Source organism: Brevibacillus fortis, from assembly GCF_046196545.1.
Taxonomy (GTDB): Bacteria; Bacillota; Bacilli; order Brevibacillales; family Brevibacillaceae; genus Brevibacillus; species Brevibacillus fortis_A.
Genome location: NZ_CP176370.1, coordinates 1,829,528 through 1,845,774 on the forward strand (window position 1 = coordinate 1,829,528; position 16,247 = coordinate 1,845,774).

Consider the following 16,247-nt stretch of genomic DNA (forward strand, 5'->3'; position numbering starts at 1 on the left):
ATCAATGTTAGTAAACATGGAGGTAGTTATGGCAAAGAAAACGGGGGAAAAGTATCAAGCCATTATTGATGCTGCTGTTCGAGTAATCGCCAAACAGGGCTATTACAGTGCCCAGGTATCGAAAATTGCGAAAGAGGCGAAGGTAGCAGACGGCACCATATACCTCTATTTTGAAAACAAGGATGATATTTTGATTTCACTGTTTAACGAAAAGATGGGCCAGTTTGTGGAGACAAATCGCAAACGCATTTCGGAAGTGACGACCATTGAGCAAAAGCTGTATGTACTCATTCATGCACACTTGAGCCAGCTATCCATGGACCATGATTTGGCAAAAGTGACGCAAATCGAGCTACGCCAATCCAGTCCGATCATTAGTGAAGGAATCGGCAACGTGATGAAGCAGTATTTTAACCTCATTGACGAAGTGATCGTAGAGGGTATGGAACAGGGTGTATTCCGATCCGATCTCGAGGTGCGGATTACGCGCAAAATGATTTTTGGAACGCTGGACGAAGTGACGACATCTTGGGTGATGAAACAGTGCAAGTACGACCTTGTCTCTTATGTTGATTCCATTCATAACCTCTTCCTGCTTGGTATGAAGGGAAAAGAATGAAAAGAAAAGCTTTTTTTGGATGAAAACGTTTGTTACAATGGAAACAGTAAGACTGAGCGATCGCTCGGAATGAAAAAGTAGCTGTTTTTATATATGGGGAGAGTTTGGGGGGAGAGGAATGGCGTCGCATTGGAATGTAGAAATCGTTGATCGCGTTGCTACGGTTACGATTAGCAACCCGCCTGCTAACGCACTCAGTCAAGCAGTGCTCGGTCAATTGAGTGAACTTTTGGACCAGTGGGAAAATAACGATGAGATCAAAGCAATCGTTTTGACTGGTGAAGGTCGGTTTTTCATTGCAGGAGCGGACATCAAAGAATTTACCCAACTGAATCGGGATAATGCGGAAGAAATGGCGAAGAAGGGTCAAGCATTGTTCAATCGCTTGGAAACGTTCCCGAAGCCAATCATTGCAGCAATTAACGGCGCTTGCCTAGGCGGAGGATTGGAGCTTGCGTTGGCATGCCATATCCGCTTCGCAGCACCTGAAGCCAAGCTCGGGCTGCCTGAGTTGAATCTCGGACTCATTCCTGGCTACGGTGGTACGCAACGTCTACCACGTTTGGTTGGGCGTGGCAAAGCGACACAAATGATTCTCACATCTGAGATGATCGGTGGCGAGGAAGCTTTTCGTATCGGTCTTGTGGAAGCGGTTTATCCCGTAGAGCAGTTGCTTGCAGAAGCGCAAAAGCTGGCAGCTGTTTTCGCAAGTAAGAGCGCGATTACCCTGAAGTTTGCCCTAGCGTCCATCCATAACACAACTGAGCTTTCGTTGTCACAAGGCTTGGAGCAAGAAGCAAAGCTATTTGGTGATGCATTCGCTACGGAGGACGTAAAAGAAGGCGTGACTGCTTTTCTGGAAAAGCGCAAGCCGCAATTCGCAGATCGGTAGTTAAGCATATCGCTTCACAAGTATGAGGTACCACTAAGGAGGAGGCATCCTGATGAATATCGTGGTTGTGTTGAAACAGACGTTTGACACAGAAGAAAAAATCGTCATCCAAAACGGACAAATTTCCGAAGATGGCGTTGAATTCATCATTAATCCCTACGATGAGTACGCTGTAGAAGAGGCAATCAAGCTCAAGGAAGAGCACGGCGGCGAAGTAACTGTGATCAGCGTCGGCCCAGATCGTGCTGAAAGTGCACTGCGCACTGCTTTGGCAATGGGCGCAGACAAGGCTGTTCTGGTGGATGACGAGTCTCTGTTCGGAGACGAATTCACGATCGCCAAAGTATTGGCTGCCGTAGCGAAAAAGGTTGGCTTCGATATCATCATTGGTGGACAAATGGCTGTAGACTCCGGGGCTGGCCAAGGCGGTCCTCGTCTGGCAGAAGAACTGGGAATTAACCATGTATCGACTGCTGTGAAGCTAGAGGTGGACGGGGCGAACGTACGTGTAGAGCGCGATGTAGAAGGGGACCTGGAAGTCGTGGAGACGAGCCTTCCTGTTTTGATTACGGCTCAGCAAGGACTCAACGAGCCGCGCTATCCTTCTCTCCCAGGGATCATGAAAGCGAAGAAAAAACCATTGGATAGACTCGGCGCAGACGATTTGGGAATCACTGCGGATGAGGTAAAAGCAAAGACAGAAATCGTCGATCAGACATTGCCTCCGAAAAAACAGGCGGGTCGCATTCTCTCTGGCGAATTGGCAGCTCAAACGTCGGAATTGGTGCAACTGTTGCGCAATGAAGCGAAAGTGATCTAAGCGAGAGGGAGAGGATATCCATGAAAAAAGTACTTGTTTTGGCAGAAGTACGTGACGGACAACTTCGCAACGTGTCGCTGGAAGCATTGACTGCAGCACAAGTATTGGCTGAGGGCGGCGAAATTGTAGCAGGTGTATTCGGAGCAGATGCAGCAACGCATGCAGTGACATTGGGTCATCACGGTGCGAGCACGGTATATACGGCTGATCATGCAGCGTTGGCACAGTATACGCCAGATGCGTATGTGCAGGCACTCACGCAATTGATTGAGCTGGCTTCTCCAGATGCAGTTGTTTTGGGGCACACCGCGATCGGTCGTGACATCGCACCTCGCGTAGCAGCGAGACTCGGTTACGGTCTGGTTTCGGACGTAACAAGTGTAGAAGCGGGACCAGTATTTGTTCGCCCGATCTATGCAGGAAAAGCGACGCAAACACGCAAATTCGTTGATGGAACAACATTTATTACGATTCGTCCAAACAACATTGCCATCGGCGCTGCTGACCCTTCGAAAACGGCAGTGGTGGTACCAGTTGAATTGGATATCAAGGATTTGCGCACGATCGTAAAAGACGTTGTAAGAAAAACAAGCGGCAAAGTAGACCTTTCTGAAGCAAAAGTCGTGATTTCCGGTGGACGCGGAGTGAAGAGTGCAGAAGGCTTCCAGCCGTTGTACGATCTGGCGGAAGTACTCGGTGCAGCTGTTGGTGCATCTCGTGGTGCTTGCGACGCAGACTATTGCGATTACTCCATGCAGATCGGACAGACAGGTAAGGTTGTTACACCTGATCTGTATATCGCATGCGGGATTTCGGGAGCGATTCAGCACTTGGCTGGTATGTCCAGCTCGAAAGTCATTGTTGCCATCAACAAAGATCCGGAAGCGCCAATCTTCCAAGTGGCTGATTACGGTATCGTAGGTGACCTGTTCGAAGTGCTGCCATTGCTGACGGCTGAGTTTAAAAAAGTATTGGTATAACATGTAGACGATGACTTGGCGCTCCTTATGGGGCGCTTTTTTTTGTCCGCAAGGCTTACTTTATACTTTCCTTGCTTGGTATAATAGGGGGTAAGGAGAGGTGATCGGGATGAGTGAGGAGCTTTTGCAACAACTGATTCACATGGTGGCGGAAAATAATCGAGTGGTTAAAGAAACGCAGCAGGAGCTACGCGAGTTTAAGAAAGAGATGTATGATTTTTGTGAGGAGATGTACGAATTCCGCGATGACGCTACGCGCCGATTAGACAGATTGGAACGCCAAAATAAACATATCGATGCAGACCTTGATCTCCTGCATCGGAAAGTCAGCGATCACGAACGGGAGATCAACCGGATAAAACAAGACGGGCAATAAGGTGCGGACAGACTGGACAGACTATAGCGAGAAGTGCAGGGCAAAGTGTGGAGCGGCGTAGTCAATTTGGTGTTTGAATGATATACTGATAACCGTTAGGAACCTTTATTTAGCAATTGAAATTCAAGGAGGTAACTTCTCATGGCAATTGTAAATGCTACCGATCAAAACTTTTCCCAGGAAGTAGAGCAAGGCGGTACAGTCCTGGTTGACTTCTGGGCTCCATGGTGCGGCCCTTGCAAAATGATCGCTCCGGTACTGGAGCAAATCGACGGTGAAGTGGGCTCCCAGCTCAAAATCGTCAAAGTAAACGTGGATGACAACCCAGATTCTGCTGGTCGTTTTGGCGTAATGTCCATCCCAACCCTGATCGTATTCAAAGACGGTCAACCAGTTGACAAAGTGATCGGCTTCCAACCAAAAGAAGCGCTCATGGCTACTGTAGGCAAACATCTGTAATCGCAAAGCAATAAGTGAAGCGGCATAGCAATATGCCGCTTTTTTTATGTTTGGATACGGAATTCTGAACGATCGTTTGTCAAAAAATTAAGTTTACTTGAGCGAAAATAATTGCGTTTTTAGAATACTTTGATTAAACTTCATATATTCAATTTATTTCGATAATAGAGGGGGCTTTTCTAATGAAGGGATTTCATTTGATGCGCTCGCTGGCGGCGATCTCGCTAGGGGCGGTATTGATGGTCGGATGTTCGAGCGGAGGAAATACAAGTGCTCCTGCAGCGGGAGAAGGTGGCTCCGGACAAGCAGCTAGCACCGATGGACAAGAGATTCAAGCAAAAATCGGTGTCGTTGGTTTCCTCTCAGGATCTGGCGCAGCCTATGGAGAAGCACAAAAAGCAGGATTGGAGCTGGCGTTGGGCGAGCTGAATGAAGCCAACAAAGGCAAGCTCAAGATCGAACTGAAGTTTGAAGACTCCGCCGGAGAAAAAGAAGGCGCGATTAATGCGGTAAATAAACTGATTAATCAGGATAATGTCGTGGCGATCATCGGACCGACCCTTTCTGGTGAAATGTTTGCGGCAGGACCAGTTGCAAACGAGGCGGAAACTCCGATTTTTGGTATCTCCAACACGTCAGAAGGAATCAATGATATCGGGGAGTATGTGTTCCGCAATTCTTTGCCTGAGTCCATTGCGATCCCGACAGCTATGAAAGCAGCCGTGGAGAAAAATGGCTTGAAAAAAGTAGCACTCATCCACGCTTCTAACGATGATTTCTCCGTGAATGGTTACAAGGTCATGAAAGCCACCGCTGAAAAGCTGGGCCTGGAGATTACAGGTGAAGCGACATTCGCAAATGGCGATGTGGATTTCTCAGCACAATTGACCAAGCTGAAGCAAACAAACCCAGACGCTTTGCTTGTGTCCGCTTTATACAAAGAAGGCTCCATGGTTGTGAAAAAAGCACGTGAGTTGGGCTTTACAGGGACAATTCTTGGTGGGAATGGTTTCAATAATCCAAAAGTTTTTGAAATTGCAGGTCCAACTGCTGAAGGTTTGATCGTTGCGACTCCATTCAGCCCTGAAAAGAAAGATGATAAAGTACAAGCCTTCGTAAAGGCATTCGAAGCCAAATACAACAAAAAGCCTGACCAATTCGCAGCCCAAGCATACGACTCGCTGTATATCATGTCACAGTCACTGCTTGCCGCAGGAAAGGCAGATCGCGAAGAGCTGCGCGGACAATTGGCTCAGCTGAAAGACTTCACAGGTGTATCCGGCAAACTGTCTTTTGACGAGAAACGCAATCCGATTGGTGATGCGGTTGTCGTTGTCGCAAAAGAAGGCAAATTCGTCCCGTTTGAATAGGATTGTGCCCGGGGTCGCTCCGGGCCTCTTTTTCTATCCGTTATCTCGCTGGATCAGAAAGTACCAGATCATGTTCTTCGCTTGCTGATCCAGCGAGAATAACGCAATCATCGTTGGATGTTAACCACTTAACAGTGAGGTGAGGCATTTGTTTTGGCAGCAATTAGTCAACGGTTTGACAGTTGGTAGCACTTATTCATTGATTGCATTGGGCTATACGCTCATTTTTGGTGTCTTGGGAATCATTAATATGGCACACGGCCAAATTTTTATTTTTGGATCACTGGTTGGCTTGGTATTGATGACCAGCCTGAATATGCCTTTAGGGGTAGCGCTAATTGTGGCGGTCGTGATATCGGCCATTTTGGGTCTTGTGCTGGAGTATACAGCGCTTCGCCCACTTCGTAAAAAAAATGTACCCCATCTGGCATCCTTGATCAGTACGATCGGATTTGCCATTTTGATGGAGGAAGCCATGCACAAGTTTTTCGGTGCTGACTCCCGTGCTTTCCCACAATCCTTTGGGGATACCACTTTTGACTTGGGGCTCATTCAAATTCGCAGCGTCGATCTCGTTATTTTAGGGATTTCTGTGTTGCTGATGTTCGTCCTGCATTTTTGGATTCAAAAAACGAAAATGGGAAAAGCCATTCGCGCGACTGCTGAAAATACGGATACAGCAAATATTTTGGGGATTAACACGAATATGGTCATTGTCGTGACCGTCATGCTTGCTTCGGCACTGGGAGGTGTCGCCGGCATATTGATCGGGATGGCGTACTCTGCTCTCGTTCCGACGATGGGGATGACACTTGGCTTCAAAGGTTTGGCTGTGTTGATTTTAGGCGGGGTAGGCAGCATTCCTGGGGCCATGGTGTGTGGCGTATTGCTCGGGATTATCGAGGTGTTTACCGTCGCGTATGGAGACTCATCGTATCGGGACGCGGTTGCTTTTGGCTTGATCATTCTCATTTTACTCTTGAAGCCGGAAGGACTATTTGGACGCAAAGCGTAAGGGAGGTGCAGACATTGGACATTCTCAATCCATATAACTTACAGGTACTGACTTTTATCTTGTTAAACAGTATTTTGGCGATCAGTATTTACATTACGCTCTCGACAGGCCAGCTTTCCTTGGGACATGCGGGCTTTATGAGCATTGGTGCTTTTACGGCGAGTATTTTGACGAAGCAAGCGGACATGCCTCTGTTTATCGCTATCATAATCGGGGGACTGGCGGCTGGGCTGATTGCACTCTTGATCGGTGCTCCGACATTGAAGCTCCACGGCTTGTACCTGGCAATTGCTACGCTTGGCTTTGGTGAAGTGATCCGCGTTATTTTTCTCAATATGGAAATTACAAATGGCGCCCTCGGACTGACCGGACTTCAATCGATTGGCAATTACTTATACGATTTTGAAAAAGCAATGGGGTTAAAAGCGCAAACCTTCGGCATTTCGGTTATGCAAATGAAGTCATTATCGACCTTTGTGTTTATGCTGCTCCTGTTTGCCTTCGTGCTTTTCCTGACGCTGCGTCTGAACCGTTCGCGTCTCGGACGTGCTTTTGAAGCGATCAAAGCAGATGAAACGGCGGCACGAGCGATGGGATTGCAAGTCAACTATTATAAGATGCTTGCTTTTGTGATCGGTTCAATTTTGGCAGGGGTGTGTGGAGGATTGTTCGCCCACATTACGACGACCATTACGCCAGATGATTTTAACTATCATAAAGTCGTAGAGATTCTGTCTTATGCCGTGATCGGCGGCAGCGAGGTGGTATGGGGGCCGCTGTTTGGTGCCTTGGTTTTGACAGCACTGCCGGAGGTACTGCGTGGTTTGGCCGAGTACAAAATGCTCATGTACGGTTTGATCATGGTCGGTGTAATGGCGTTCCGTCCGCATGGCTTGATCGGTGCTGATACGTTCCAAAAGCTGTTCAAGCGTCGTCGGGGCAAGTCATCGGACGAGGAAGCGAAGGGGGGAGTATAGGATGTTGCTGGAACTTGCGAACGTAGGAAAAAGCTTTGGCGGCATCACCGCTCTTCGTGACGTTTCTTTTACTGTTGGAGAGGGCGAAATTGTCGGCTTGATTGGTCCGAATGGTGCGGGAAAAACGACCATTTTCAATATGGCAACGGGCATATTCGAACCAACGACGGGTACCTTTTCTTTTGCCGGACAAAAGCTAAATGGAGTGGCGCCTAACAAAATTACCGAAATGGGGATTGCGAGGACGTTCCAAAATATTCGCTTATTTGGTCACATGAGTGCGCTGGACAACGTGAAGGTAGGATGTCATTCGCGCATGAAGGCAGGCTTCTGGGCTTCCCTTTTGAAAACACCCGGACAACGTGCGGAAGAAAAGGCAGTTACCAAAAAAGCAGAGGAGCTCCTCGAATTCGTAGGCTTGTCTGACATTGCTGATGTGCGCTCGGATACATTGGCATACGGTCAACAACGGCGTTTGGAGATTGCACGGGCACTGGCTACTGAGCCAAAGCTTTTGCTGTTGGACGAGCCTGCTGCCGGAATGATCGAGACTGAGACGAAAGCGCTCATGGAGCTGGTCAAAAAAATTCGCGATGACGGGACGACTGTCCTGTTGGTCGAACATGATATGGGATTGGTTATGAACCTGTGTGAAAAGGTCGTATGTATCAACTTTGGGGTCAAAATTGCTGACGGTACCCCGGCAGAGGTACAAAACAATCCAGATGTGATCGAAGCCTACCTCGGCAAGGAGGACGAATAAGATGCTGAACATACAAAACTTGACGACCTCCTACGGTCAAATCAAGGCGATTCGTGGGATAACACTGGAAGTGCCTGAGGGCAAAATCGTCTCGTTAATCGGGGCGAACGGAGCGGGCAAAACTACAACCATGCGTACGATCGCAGGTCAACTGAAGCCTGGAGCAGGGACGATTACGTTTTGTGGTCAACGTATAGAGGGGTCGAGACCTCATCAGATCGTGAAAGCTGGACTGGCGTTGGTACCAGAAGGGCGTGCGATCCTCGGGAAAATGACCGTGCTGGAAAACCTGGAGATGGGCGCATTCCAGCGCAATGATGCGCAAGGCATCAAGGACGACATGGAGAAGATGATGACCTGGTTTCCCATCCTTAAGGAACGGCTTTCCCAATTGGGGGGGACGATGTCTGGTGGTCAGCAGCAAATGCTAGCTATTGCTCGCGCATTGATGTCTCGACCGAAGCTGCTGCTTTTGGATGAGCCTTCGATGGGCTTGGCTCCCATCGTGGTGGCGGACATTTTCAAGGTGATCAAAGAAATCAATGCGGAAGGTACAACCGTCCTCATCGTAGAGCAAAATGTCAAACAGGCCCTCAAAATCGCTGATTACGGGTATGTACTGGAGGCAGGACAAATCGTATTGGACGGCACAGGAGAAGCGTTGTTAAACGACGAGCGTGTAAAAGAAGCATATTTGGGAGGTCGCAAGCACTAGTCTGCCTGTAAAAAAACTGTCGCCATGGAATGAGGCGGCAGTTTTTTTCGTATTGATTCCATGGTACTATGAAGGATAGAACGTATATTCTCTTATGATGCGAAAAAGGGAAGGAAGCCGGATACGATGCCAACCAAATTGACGAGAGAGCAAATGGAATATCTTGTTCATCAAGTACAGCGCTATTTTAAAGAAGAACGGTCGGAGACACTCGGCAATTTGGAGACGGAAGAGTTGATTGCCTTTTTTTCGAAAGAGCTTGGTCCCTTCTATTACAATCAAGGGGTGCAAGACAGCCGCAAGCTGCTGATGGAACGGATGAGTTCCTTAGAAGATGAACTGTATGTATTGGAAAAGCCAATTCACAAGAACAAATAGATGCAAGGCAGATATAGAGCAAAGAGGAGGGAGCAGCCATGAACAGCTCCTTAAAAGATAAACTGGCCGTCCTGCCAGATAAGCCAGGCTGCTACCTGATGAAAAATGCGAGCGGGGAAATCATTTACGTAGGAAAAGCCAAGGTGCTGAAAAACCGCGTCCGCTCTTATTTTACAGGCAGTCATAACGGGAAGACGCAGCTGTTGGTCAGTGAGATCGTAGACTTTGAGTACATTGTGGTATCCTCAGCGATTGAGGCGCTCATCCTCGAGTGCAACCTGATCAAGGAGCACGACCCGCGTTACAATGTCATGCTCCGCGACGACAAGACGTATCCGTACATCAAAATTACGAATGAGGCGCAGCCACGCCTGGAGATTACCCGTAAAGTATTAAAAGATAAAGCCAAGTATTTCGGTCCGTATCCGAATGCTGGAGATGCCTCAGAGGTGAAGAAGCTGCTGGATCGCCTCTATCCGTTGCGCAAATGCCGCAATATGCCCAAGCAGGTTTGTCTTTACTACCACTTGGGACAATGTCTTGCACCCTGTGTGTACGAGGTATCGGCAGAGGAAAATCAGCGTTTGGTGGACGAAATCAGCCGGTTCCTCGATGGTGGCCATGAGGAAATGAAGCAAACCCTCACGGAAAAAATGCTGCAAGCCGCAGAAAACATGGAGTTCGAACGCGCCAAGGAATATCGCGATCAGATCAAGAGCATCGAAGCGGTGATGGAGAAGCAGAAAATAACGTTCACTGATACGGTAGACCGCGACATTATCGGGTTTGCTGTGGAAAAAGGCTGGATGTGCATTCAGGTGTTCTATATGCGAAAAGGGAAGATGATCGAGCGTCAGACGACTTCCTTTCCATACTATGGCAGCGAAACCGAAGACTTCATGTCTTATGTGAGCCAGTTCTACTACGACAAGCAAAATGCGCTGCCAAAAGAGATTTTGCTTCCGCAAGAGAGTGAACCGGAGCTTTTGAGTGAGTGGCTGGGCATCAAAGTCCATGCTCCGAAAAGAGGCAAAAAGCATGAGCTCGTGAAGATGGCTTCCGAGAACGCTCGTATTGCTTTACAGGAGAAATTCGCGCTGATGTCCAAGGACGATGCTCGTACGGTCCAAGCGGTACACAATCTCGGTCACATTTTAGGGATTCCGGTTCCTCATCGAATTGAAGCGTTTGACAACTCCAACATTCAGGGAACAGAGCCAGTGTCTGCGATGATTGTGTTTACAGACGGCCGCCCTGACAAAAAGGAATACCGCAAATTCAAGATCAAAACCGTCGAGGGACCAGATGATTACGGCTCCATGCGCGAAGTAGTTCGCCGTCGATATTCTCGCCTGCTGAAAGAAAACCAGCCGATGCCCGACCTGATTGTGATCGATGGTGGAAAAGGCCAAATCAGCGCAGCTATGGACGTGCTGGAAAACGAGTTGGGCCTCTATATTCCCGTCTGTGGACTCGCAAAGGATGAGAAGCACCGTACCGCTCAGCTCATGTATGGAGATCCACCAGAGCCTGTGAACCTTAGACGTGATAGCTATGAGTTTTATTTGTTGCAGCGCATCCAAGATGAAGTCCACCGTTTTGTTATTACGTTCCACAGACAATCCCGGACGAAAACGATGCTCTCCTCGCAGTTGGATGAGATCCCGGGTATTGGTGAGAAGCGACGCAAGCTGTTGTTTTCTCATTTTGGCTCGTTGAAAAAAATGCGCGAGGCGACCGTTGAAGACTTCCGCCAATTAGGGATCGGCGACAAGCTGGCAAAAGAAATCATCGGGCATCTGCGCAAGCTGGACACATAGAGTTCAAAAAGGAATTGATCCATTTTTAGACTCATGATATAATCCGATTCAAACAGAATAGTTAGCCTCACTTCCATTATGGAGTGAGGTAGAGGCGCGAAAACCAAGAGTACCACCCTGAGATCGGGTATCTGTGAAGGGGACGGGAAAGGGGAATTCGCCGAAGTGTGGAGGGAAACCCGCTTTTCTCCATGCTGGGTCTGCGTTGAACAAATGCAGGACTGTCATCTGCACAATGACCAATTGTCAGATGGAGAGCTATCTCACGGTGTGTCAATGTGAGTTTTGATGGTGTTGACTGTCAATCTTCGTTGTCCGCGTGTATTGGGAGGGAGGAACCGGTATGTCGAAACAGTAGGCAGCGGCAGGTCTTATTCCTTGTCGGTGCCTTTTTTGTAAAATAAAAATGATAGACTTTTCCTTATAGAGAGAATAGTGAAAAACCATACAAGACGAGATAAATACCAATATTGGATATGAGAAAAAGGGAGAGAAGCCGCATGGGGTTGATCGTGCAGAAATATGGAGGCACCTCTGTAGGTACCATTGAGCGAATTTTACGAGTTGCGGATCGAATTATCAGCTACAAAGAGGAAGGGCATGATGTGGTAGTCGTTGTTTCTGCAATGGGCAAATCTACTGACGTGTTGGTAGACATGGCCAAGCAGATTAGCGCATACCCATCCGAGCGTGAAATGGATATGTTGCTGACCACGGGGGAGCAGGTATCGATCGCGCTTTTGTCGATGGCCTTGCATACAAAAGGCTACGACGCCATTTCTCTTACGGGCTGGCAGGCTGGAATCACCACGGAGGCGATTCACGGAAGAGCACGGATCAAGCAGATTGATCCAGAGCGGATTCAATCCGAGCTCGGCCGTGGTCGCGTAGTAATCGTGGCAGGATTCCAAGGGATCAGTGACGAAGGTGAAATTACGACGCTCGGCCGCGGTGGATCGGATACATCTGCGGTTACACTGGCAGCGAGCTTGAACGCTCTGAAATGCGAAATCTTTACGGACGTGTCCGGGGTGTATACAGCTGATCCGCGAATGGTTCCAGCTGCGAGCAAGCTGGATACGATCTCGTATGATGAGATGCTGGAGCTGGCGAACCTCGGTGCAGGGGTTCTTCATCCAAGGTCAGTAGAGGCTGCGAAAAAATACAAGGTAAGGCTGGTCGTCCGCTCCAGCTTTACTGCCGAAGATGGTACGTACGTTGAGGAGGTTGCCAACATGGAAACAGGAAGAGTAGTAAGTGGAGTTGCACACGATGAAGATGTAGCCAAAATCACGGTTGTCGGCATGCCTGCCAAGGTCGGGACGCTCTCCCGTCTGTTCAATACGCTGGCGGACAATCAGGTGAACGTCGATATCATTATCCAAAGCTCCTATGATGCGTCTGTTACGAACATTTCTTTTACTGTTGCAGCGGATGACCTGAAAAAAGCATTGGATACGCTGGACAGAAACAAAAATGAGCTTGGCTTTGAAAAAATCGATTTCGAGGAAGGCTTGACCAAGGTATCGATTGTTGGTTCAGGCATGATCAACAATCCAGGGGTAGCTGCCGAAATGTTCCGCGTCCTGGCAGAAAAAGAAATTTCTATTAAAATGGTATCTACGTCTGATATCAAGGTTTCTTGCGTCATTCCAGCAGCCTTGACGGAGCTGGCTGTTCGCAGTCTTCATTCGGCATATGGTCTGGATGTCGAGGAAACTGCGGTCGTGCACGGAGTATAAATTATGGATGCTCCCTCTCCCTTTGTTATAGGTAGAGGGGGCATTTTCTTCATGACGCCACTTGTACAGAGATACGTATGTCTGAAGGGCTTTCCATTTCGATTTTGCTGAACGCTTCTCTTTCTTTCCACTGCTCAATCATACCAGCGATGATCCCAGCCTCAAAAGAAAGACTGCATCCTAGTCTCTCAATAGACTGATAGCTAAAAATGGAATGAGTGAGCGAATAGACGATAGTTTGCCCGGTCTCCTCCACGACGTCTAGCTGGCCTAATCCGAGCCGAATAAAAGGCATAATCGGGCCAGTGGCAGATTGAATGGGGATTTGGCGGCCCATATTTTTTCCTATCCAATAGAGAATATGGTTTTCACTATCGCCTAGCAGGGTGCTGGTCAGCGTTTCGCGTAGAAGATGATAGCCAAGATAGGGCATATTCATTCTTTCCGCATAGGGAATGGTCTCTGGCGGCAACAGTGCTGCAAGCTGATCCTTCTCTTTCATATGTGCTTCCCTCCTGTCTGTACTAGATTATGAGGAGGGACTCGCATTCATGACATCGTAATAGAAAAAATAGCTGGACTAAACAAAGTTATTCTATCAATGTATTTAGTACATTGATTGTCTTGACGCTCTGTGTCGACAAGAGTACAATTGGATTTGGTCAAAGTTTTGCCCAACTTTTTCTCGAATTTTGACACATTCCGACAAATTCATGTGATCTAGCGAACGCAGTCTTTTTGTGAACAGCGTCAAGGCGCTCTTCATAAAATGATCGTGGCGGTTTTGCTATGTCTAATGGGTGAGGCAATGGGTTAGGATATTGGGGAAAGGTCTATCAAAACGGCCGAAAACCGTTTTGGACCGCTTGCGGTGACGCTTGACGTTTTTCACAGAATTGAGAGTTACATACATTGAAAGGGGGACCATTGTATGGCGAAAGGCCATAGCTTTCTCAGTCACAAGCTACACTCACTTCTTGGTTTGTTTCCGATCGGGCTCTTCCTCGTGTTCCACTTGACCGCCAACTATCAAGCGACTCGTGGGCCTGAAGCTTTCAACCAGGCAGTAGGCTTCATTGAAAGCCTTCCATTTCTGTTAGTACTTGAATTTGCCTTGATCTACCTCCCGATCCTGTTTCACGCTGTTTACGGTCTCTACATTGCGTTCCAAGCGAAGCAAAACGTAGGGAACTTCGGTTACTTCCGAAACCAAATGTTCTTGTGGCAACGCGTTACAGGAGTCATTACCCTTATTTTTATTGTTTGGCACGTTTGGGAAACTCGTATCCAAAAAGCACTCGGTGCACACGTGGATTATGACATGATGGCAAACATTTTGAGCAGTCCTGCAATGATCGTTTTCTACACAATCGGGATTATTAGCACGACTTTCCACTTCTCCAACGGACTGTGGTCGTTCCTCGTTCACTGGGGAATTACAGTTGGGCCGCGTTCCCAACGCATTGCAACATTCCTGACTTTGGGCGTATTCGTAGTTGTAACCTTCATCGGCTTGCGTGCGATGTCGGCTTTCATTTTGTAGGGATAGGGGGACAAAACTCATGGCAAAAGGTAAACTGATCATTGTCGGTGGAGGTTTGGCCGGCTTGATGGCTACCATCAAAGCAGCAGAAAAAGGCGTTCCTGTTCAGCTGTTCTCCCTGGTTCCGGTAAAACGTTCCCACTCTGTCTGTGCGCAGGGCGGTATTAACGGTGCGGTAAATACCAAAGGGGAAGGCGACTCCACATGGGAGCACTTCGACGATACAGTATATGGCGGAGACTTCTTGGCAAACCAACCGCCAGTTAAAGCAATGTGCGATGCAGCACCTGGCATCATCTATATGCTGGACCGTATGGGCGTTATGTTTAACCGTACGCCAGAAGGTCTATTGGATTTCCGTCGTTTCGGGGGAACCAAACATCACCGTACCGCTTTTGCGGGTGCGACAACTGGACAACAGCTCTTGTACGCATTGGACGAACAAGTACGCCGTTATGAAGCTGAAGGTCTGGTAACCAAGTACGAATATTGGGATTTCCTCGGAGCCGTTTTGGACGATACAGGAACCTGTCGCGGGATTACTGCACAAAACATGCGTTCCGGTGAAATTCAATCCTTCCGTGCGGATGCCGTTATTTTGGCAACAGGCGGACCTGGTATCATCTTCGGTAAATCGACGAACTCGATTATCAATACAGGTACAGCAGCGTCTGCGGCGTATCAACAAGGGGTTATCTACTCCAATGGTGAGATGATCCAGATTCACCCAACTGCAATCCCTGGCGACGACAAGCTGCGTCTGATGTCTGAGTCTGCTCGTGGTGAGGGTGGTCGTGTATGGACGTACAGAGACGGTAAGCCTTGGTACTTCCTGGAAGATAAATACCCTGCATACGGAAACCTGGTTCCGCGTGACATCGCGACTCGCGAAATCTTCTCCGTTTGCGTAGATATGAAGCTGGGTATCAACGGCGAAAACATGGTATACCTCGACCTGTCCCACAAAGATCCAAAAGAACTGGATGTAAAATTGGGCGGTATTATCGAGATTTACGAAAAATTCGTTGGGGATGACCCACGTAAAGTTCCAATGAAGATTTTCCCTGCGGTTCACTACTCCATGGGCGGTATGTGGGTAGACTACAACCAAATGACCAATATCCCTGGTCTGTTTGCAGCAGGTGAGTGCGATTACTCTCAGCACGGTGCAAACCGTTTGGGTGCGAACTCCCTCCTGTCCGCGATCTATGGTGGTATGGTAGCAGGTCCAAAAGCAATCGAGTACATCAAAGGCTTGAACAAATCCTCTGATGATCTGTCTTCCACGCTCTTCGACGGCTTTGCTAGCCAAGAGCAAGCGAAATACGACAGCATCCTGAAAATGGACGGAACAGAAAATGCTTACCTGATCCACAAGGAGCTGGGTGAGTGGATGACTGACAACGTAACGGTAGTACGTTACAACGACCGTCTGCAAAGAACGGATGATAAGATCGTTGAACTGATGGAACGCTACAAAAAGATCAATATCAACGATACGAATAAATGGAGCAACTCTGGTGCTGCGTTTACCCGTCATCTGTGGAACATGCTCGTACTGTCCCGTGCGATCACGATCGGTGCCCTCAAGCGCGATGAGAGCCGCGGTGCTCACTACAAGCCTGATTTCCCAGAGCGTGATGACGAGAACTTCATGAAGACGACAATGGCGAAGTACAATGCTGAAACGACTGCGCCTGAAATCTACTATGAAGACATCGACGTATCCCTGATCGCACCACGTAAACGTGACTATACGTCTGACAAGAAATAAGAGA

Annotated in this window: 17 protein-coding genes and 1 riboswitch; of the genes, 16 read left to right on the forward strand and 1 reads right to left on the reverse strand. The window is 48.2% G+C overall.

All coding sequences use genetic code 11. The features are described from left to right. Positions 1–28: 28 nt before the first annotated feature. From ACKKE8_RS09560 to ACKKE8_RS09625, 14 genes are all read left to right on the forward strand, one after another. The gene (locus tag ACKKE8_RS09560; RefSeq protein ID WP_409177966.1) at positions 29–619 is read left to right on the forward strand and encodes a TetR/AcrR family transcriptional regulator; all 591 of its coding nucleotides are present in this window, start codon (positions 29–31) and stop codon (positions 617–619) included. 118 nt (positions 620–737) lie between these two features. Beyond that, positions 738–1,511 (forward strand): enoyl-CoA hydratase, encoded by a 774-nt coding sequence (locus ACKKE8_RS09565; RefSeq protein ID WP_409177967.1) that lies wholly within the window; start codon positions 738–740, stop codon positions 1,509–1,511. 52 nt (positions 1,512–1,563) lie between these two features. Further along, on the forward strand, positions 1,564–2,331 hold the full coding sequence (locus tag ACKKE8_RS09570) for an electron transfer flavoprotein subunit beta/FixA family protein (protein ID WP_409177968.1): 768 nt from the start codon (positions 1,564–1,566) through the stop codon (positions 2,329–2,331). A gap of 20 nt (positions 2,332–2,351) precedes the next feature. Continuing rightward, on the forward strand, positions 2,352–3,311 hold the full coding sequence (locus tag ACKKE8_RS09575) for an electron transfer flavoprotein subunit alpha/FixB family protein (RefSeq protein WP_409177969.1): 960 nt from the start codon (positions 2,352–2,354) through the stop codon (positions 3,309–3,311). Positions 3,312–3,420: 109 nt separating this feature from the next. Further along, on the forward strand, positions 3,421–3,687 hold the full coding sequence (locus tag ACKKE8_RS09580) for a hypothetical protein (protein ID WP_409177970.1): 267 nt from the start codon (positions 3,421–3,423) through the stop codon (positions 3,685–3,687). Between the two features lie 141 nt (positions 3,688–3,828). Then, on the forward strand, positions 3,829–4,146 hold the full coding sequence (gene trxA / locus ACKKE8_RS09585; RefSeq protein ID WP_007722428.1) for a thioredoxin: 318 nt from the start codon (positions 3,829–3,831) through the stop codon (positions 4,144–4,146). Between the two features lie 182 nt (positions 4,147–4,328). Further along, the gene (locus tag ACKKE8_RS09590) at positions 4,329–5,516 is read left to right on the forward strand and encodes an ABC transporter substrate-binding protein (RefSeq protein WP_409177971.1); all 1,188 of its coding nucleotides are present in this window, start codon (positions 4,329–4,331) and stop codon (positions 5,514–5,516) included. A gap of 148 nt (positions 5,517–5,664) precedes the next feature. Then, complete coding sequence (locus tag ACKKE8_RS09595; protein ID WP_409177972.1) at positions 5,665–6,531, forward strand: branched-chain amino acid ABC transporter permease; 867 nt, start codon at positions 5,665–5,667, stop codon at positions 6,529–6,531. A 5-nt stretch (positions 6,532–6,536) separates the two neighbouring features. Further along, positions 6,537–7,508 carry a branched-chain amino acid ABC transporter permease gene (locus ACKKE8_RS09600; protein ID WP_409177973.1) on the forward strand — a complete coding sequence of 324 codons (972 nt, stop codon included), beginning with the start codon at positions 6,537–6,539 and terminating at the stop codon, positions 7,506–7,508. Between the two features lies 1 nt (position 7,509). Further along, positions 7,510–8,271: an ABC transporter ATP-binding protein gene (locus tag ACKKE8_RS09605; protein WP_017251089.1), complete on the forward strand. Its 762-nt coding sequence runs from the start codon at positions 7,510–7,512 to the stop codon at positions 8,269–8,271. A 1-nt stretch (position 8,272) separates the two neighbouring features. After that, positions 8,273–8,986 (forward strand): ABC transporter ATP-binding protein, encoded by a 714-nt coding sequence (locus ACKKE8_RS09610; protein ID WP_409177974.1) that lies wholly within the window; start codon positions 8,273–8,275, stop codon positions 8,984–8,986. 126 nt (positions 8,987–9,112) lie between these two features. Then, positions 9,113–9,364: a DUF2164 domain-containing protein gene (locus ACKKE8_RS09615; protein ID WP_087345418.1), complete on the forward strand. Its 252-nt coding sequence runs from the start codon at positions 9,113–9,115 to the stop codon at positions 9,362–9,364. Positions 9,365–9,402: 38 nt separating this feature from the next. Then, positions 9,403–11,184, forward strand: a complete 1,782-nt coding sequence (gene uvrC / locus ACKKE8_RS09620; RefSeq protein ID WP_048031978.1) for an excinuclease ABC subunit UvrC — start codon at positions 9,403–9,405, stop codon at positions 11,182–11,184. Between the two features lie 81 nt (positions 11,185–11,265). Then, a riboswitch (Lysine riboswitch) is annotated at positions 11,266–11,453 on the forward strand. 231 nt (positions 11,454–11,684) lie between these two features. After that, the gene (locus tag ACKKE8_RS09625) at positions 11,685–12,926 is read left to right on the forward strand and encodes an aspartate kinase (protein ID WP_409177975.1); all 1,242 of its coding nucleotides are present in this window, start codon (positions 11,685–11,687) and stop codon (positions 12,924–12,926) included. Between the two features lie 49 nt (positions 12,927–12,975). Here the strand turns inward: ACKKE8_RS09625 and ACKKE8_RS09630 are convergent, their stop codons facing one another. Beyond that, positions 12,976–13,428, reverse strand: a complete 453-nt coding sequence (locus tag ACKKE8_RS09630) for a YslB family protein (protein WP_409177976.1) — start codon at positions 13,426–13,428, stop codon at positions 12,976–12,978. Between the two features lie 429 nt (positions 13,429–13,857). Between ACKKE8_RS09630 and ACKKE8_RS09635 the strand changes: the two genes are divergently transcribed. Further along, on the forward strand, positions 13,858–14,469 hold the full coding sequence (locus ACKKE8_RS09635) for a succinate dehydrogenase cytochrome b558 subunit (protein WP_409177977.1): 612 nt from the start codon (positions 13,858–13,860) through the stop codon (positions 14,467–14,469). Between the two features lie 19 nt (positions 14,470–14,488). Beyond that, a complete protein-coding gene (gene sdhA / locus ACKKE8_RS09640) occupies positions 14,489–16,243 on the forward strand; it encodes a succinate dehydrogenase flavoprotein subunit (protein WP_409177978.1) in 1,755 nt (584 codons plus the stop codon). Positions 16,244–16,247: the final 4 nt, after the last annotated feature.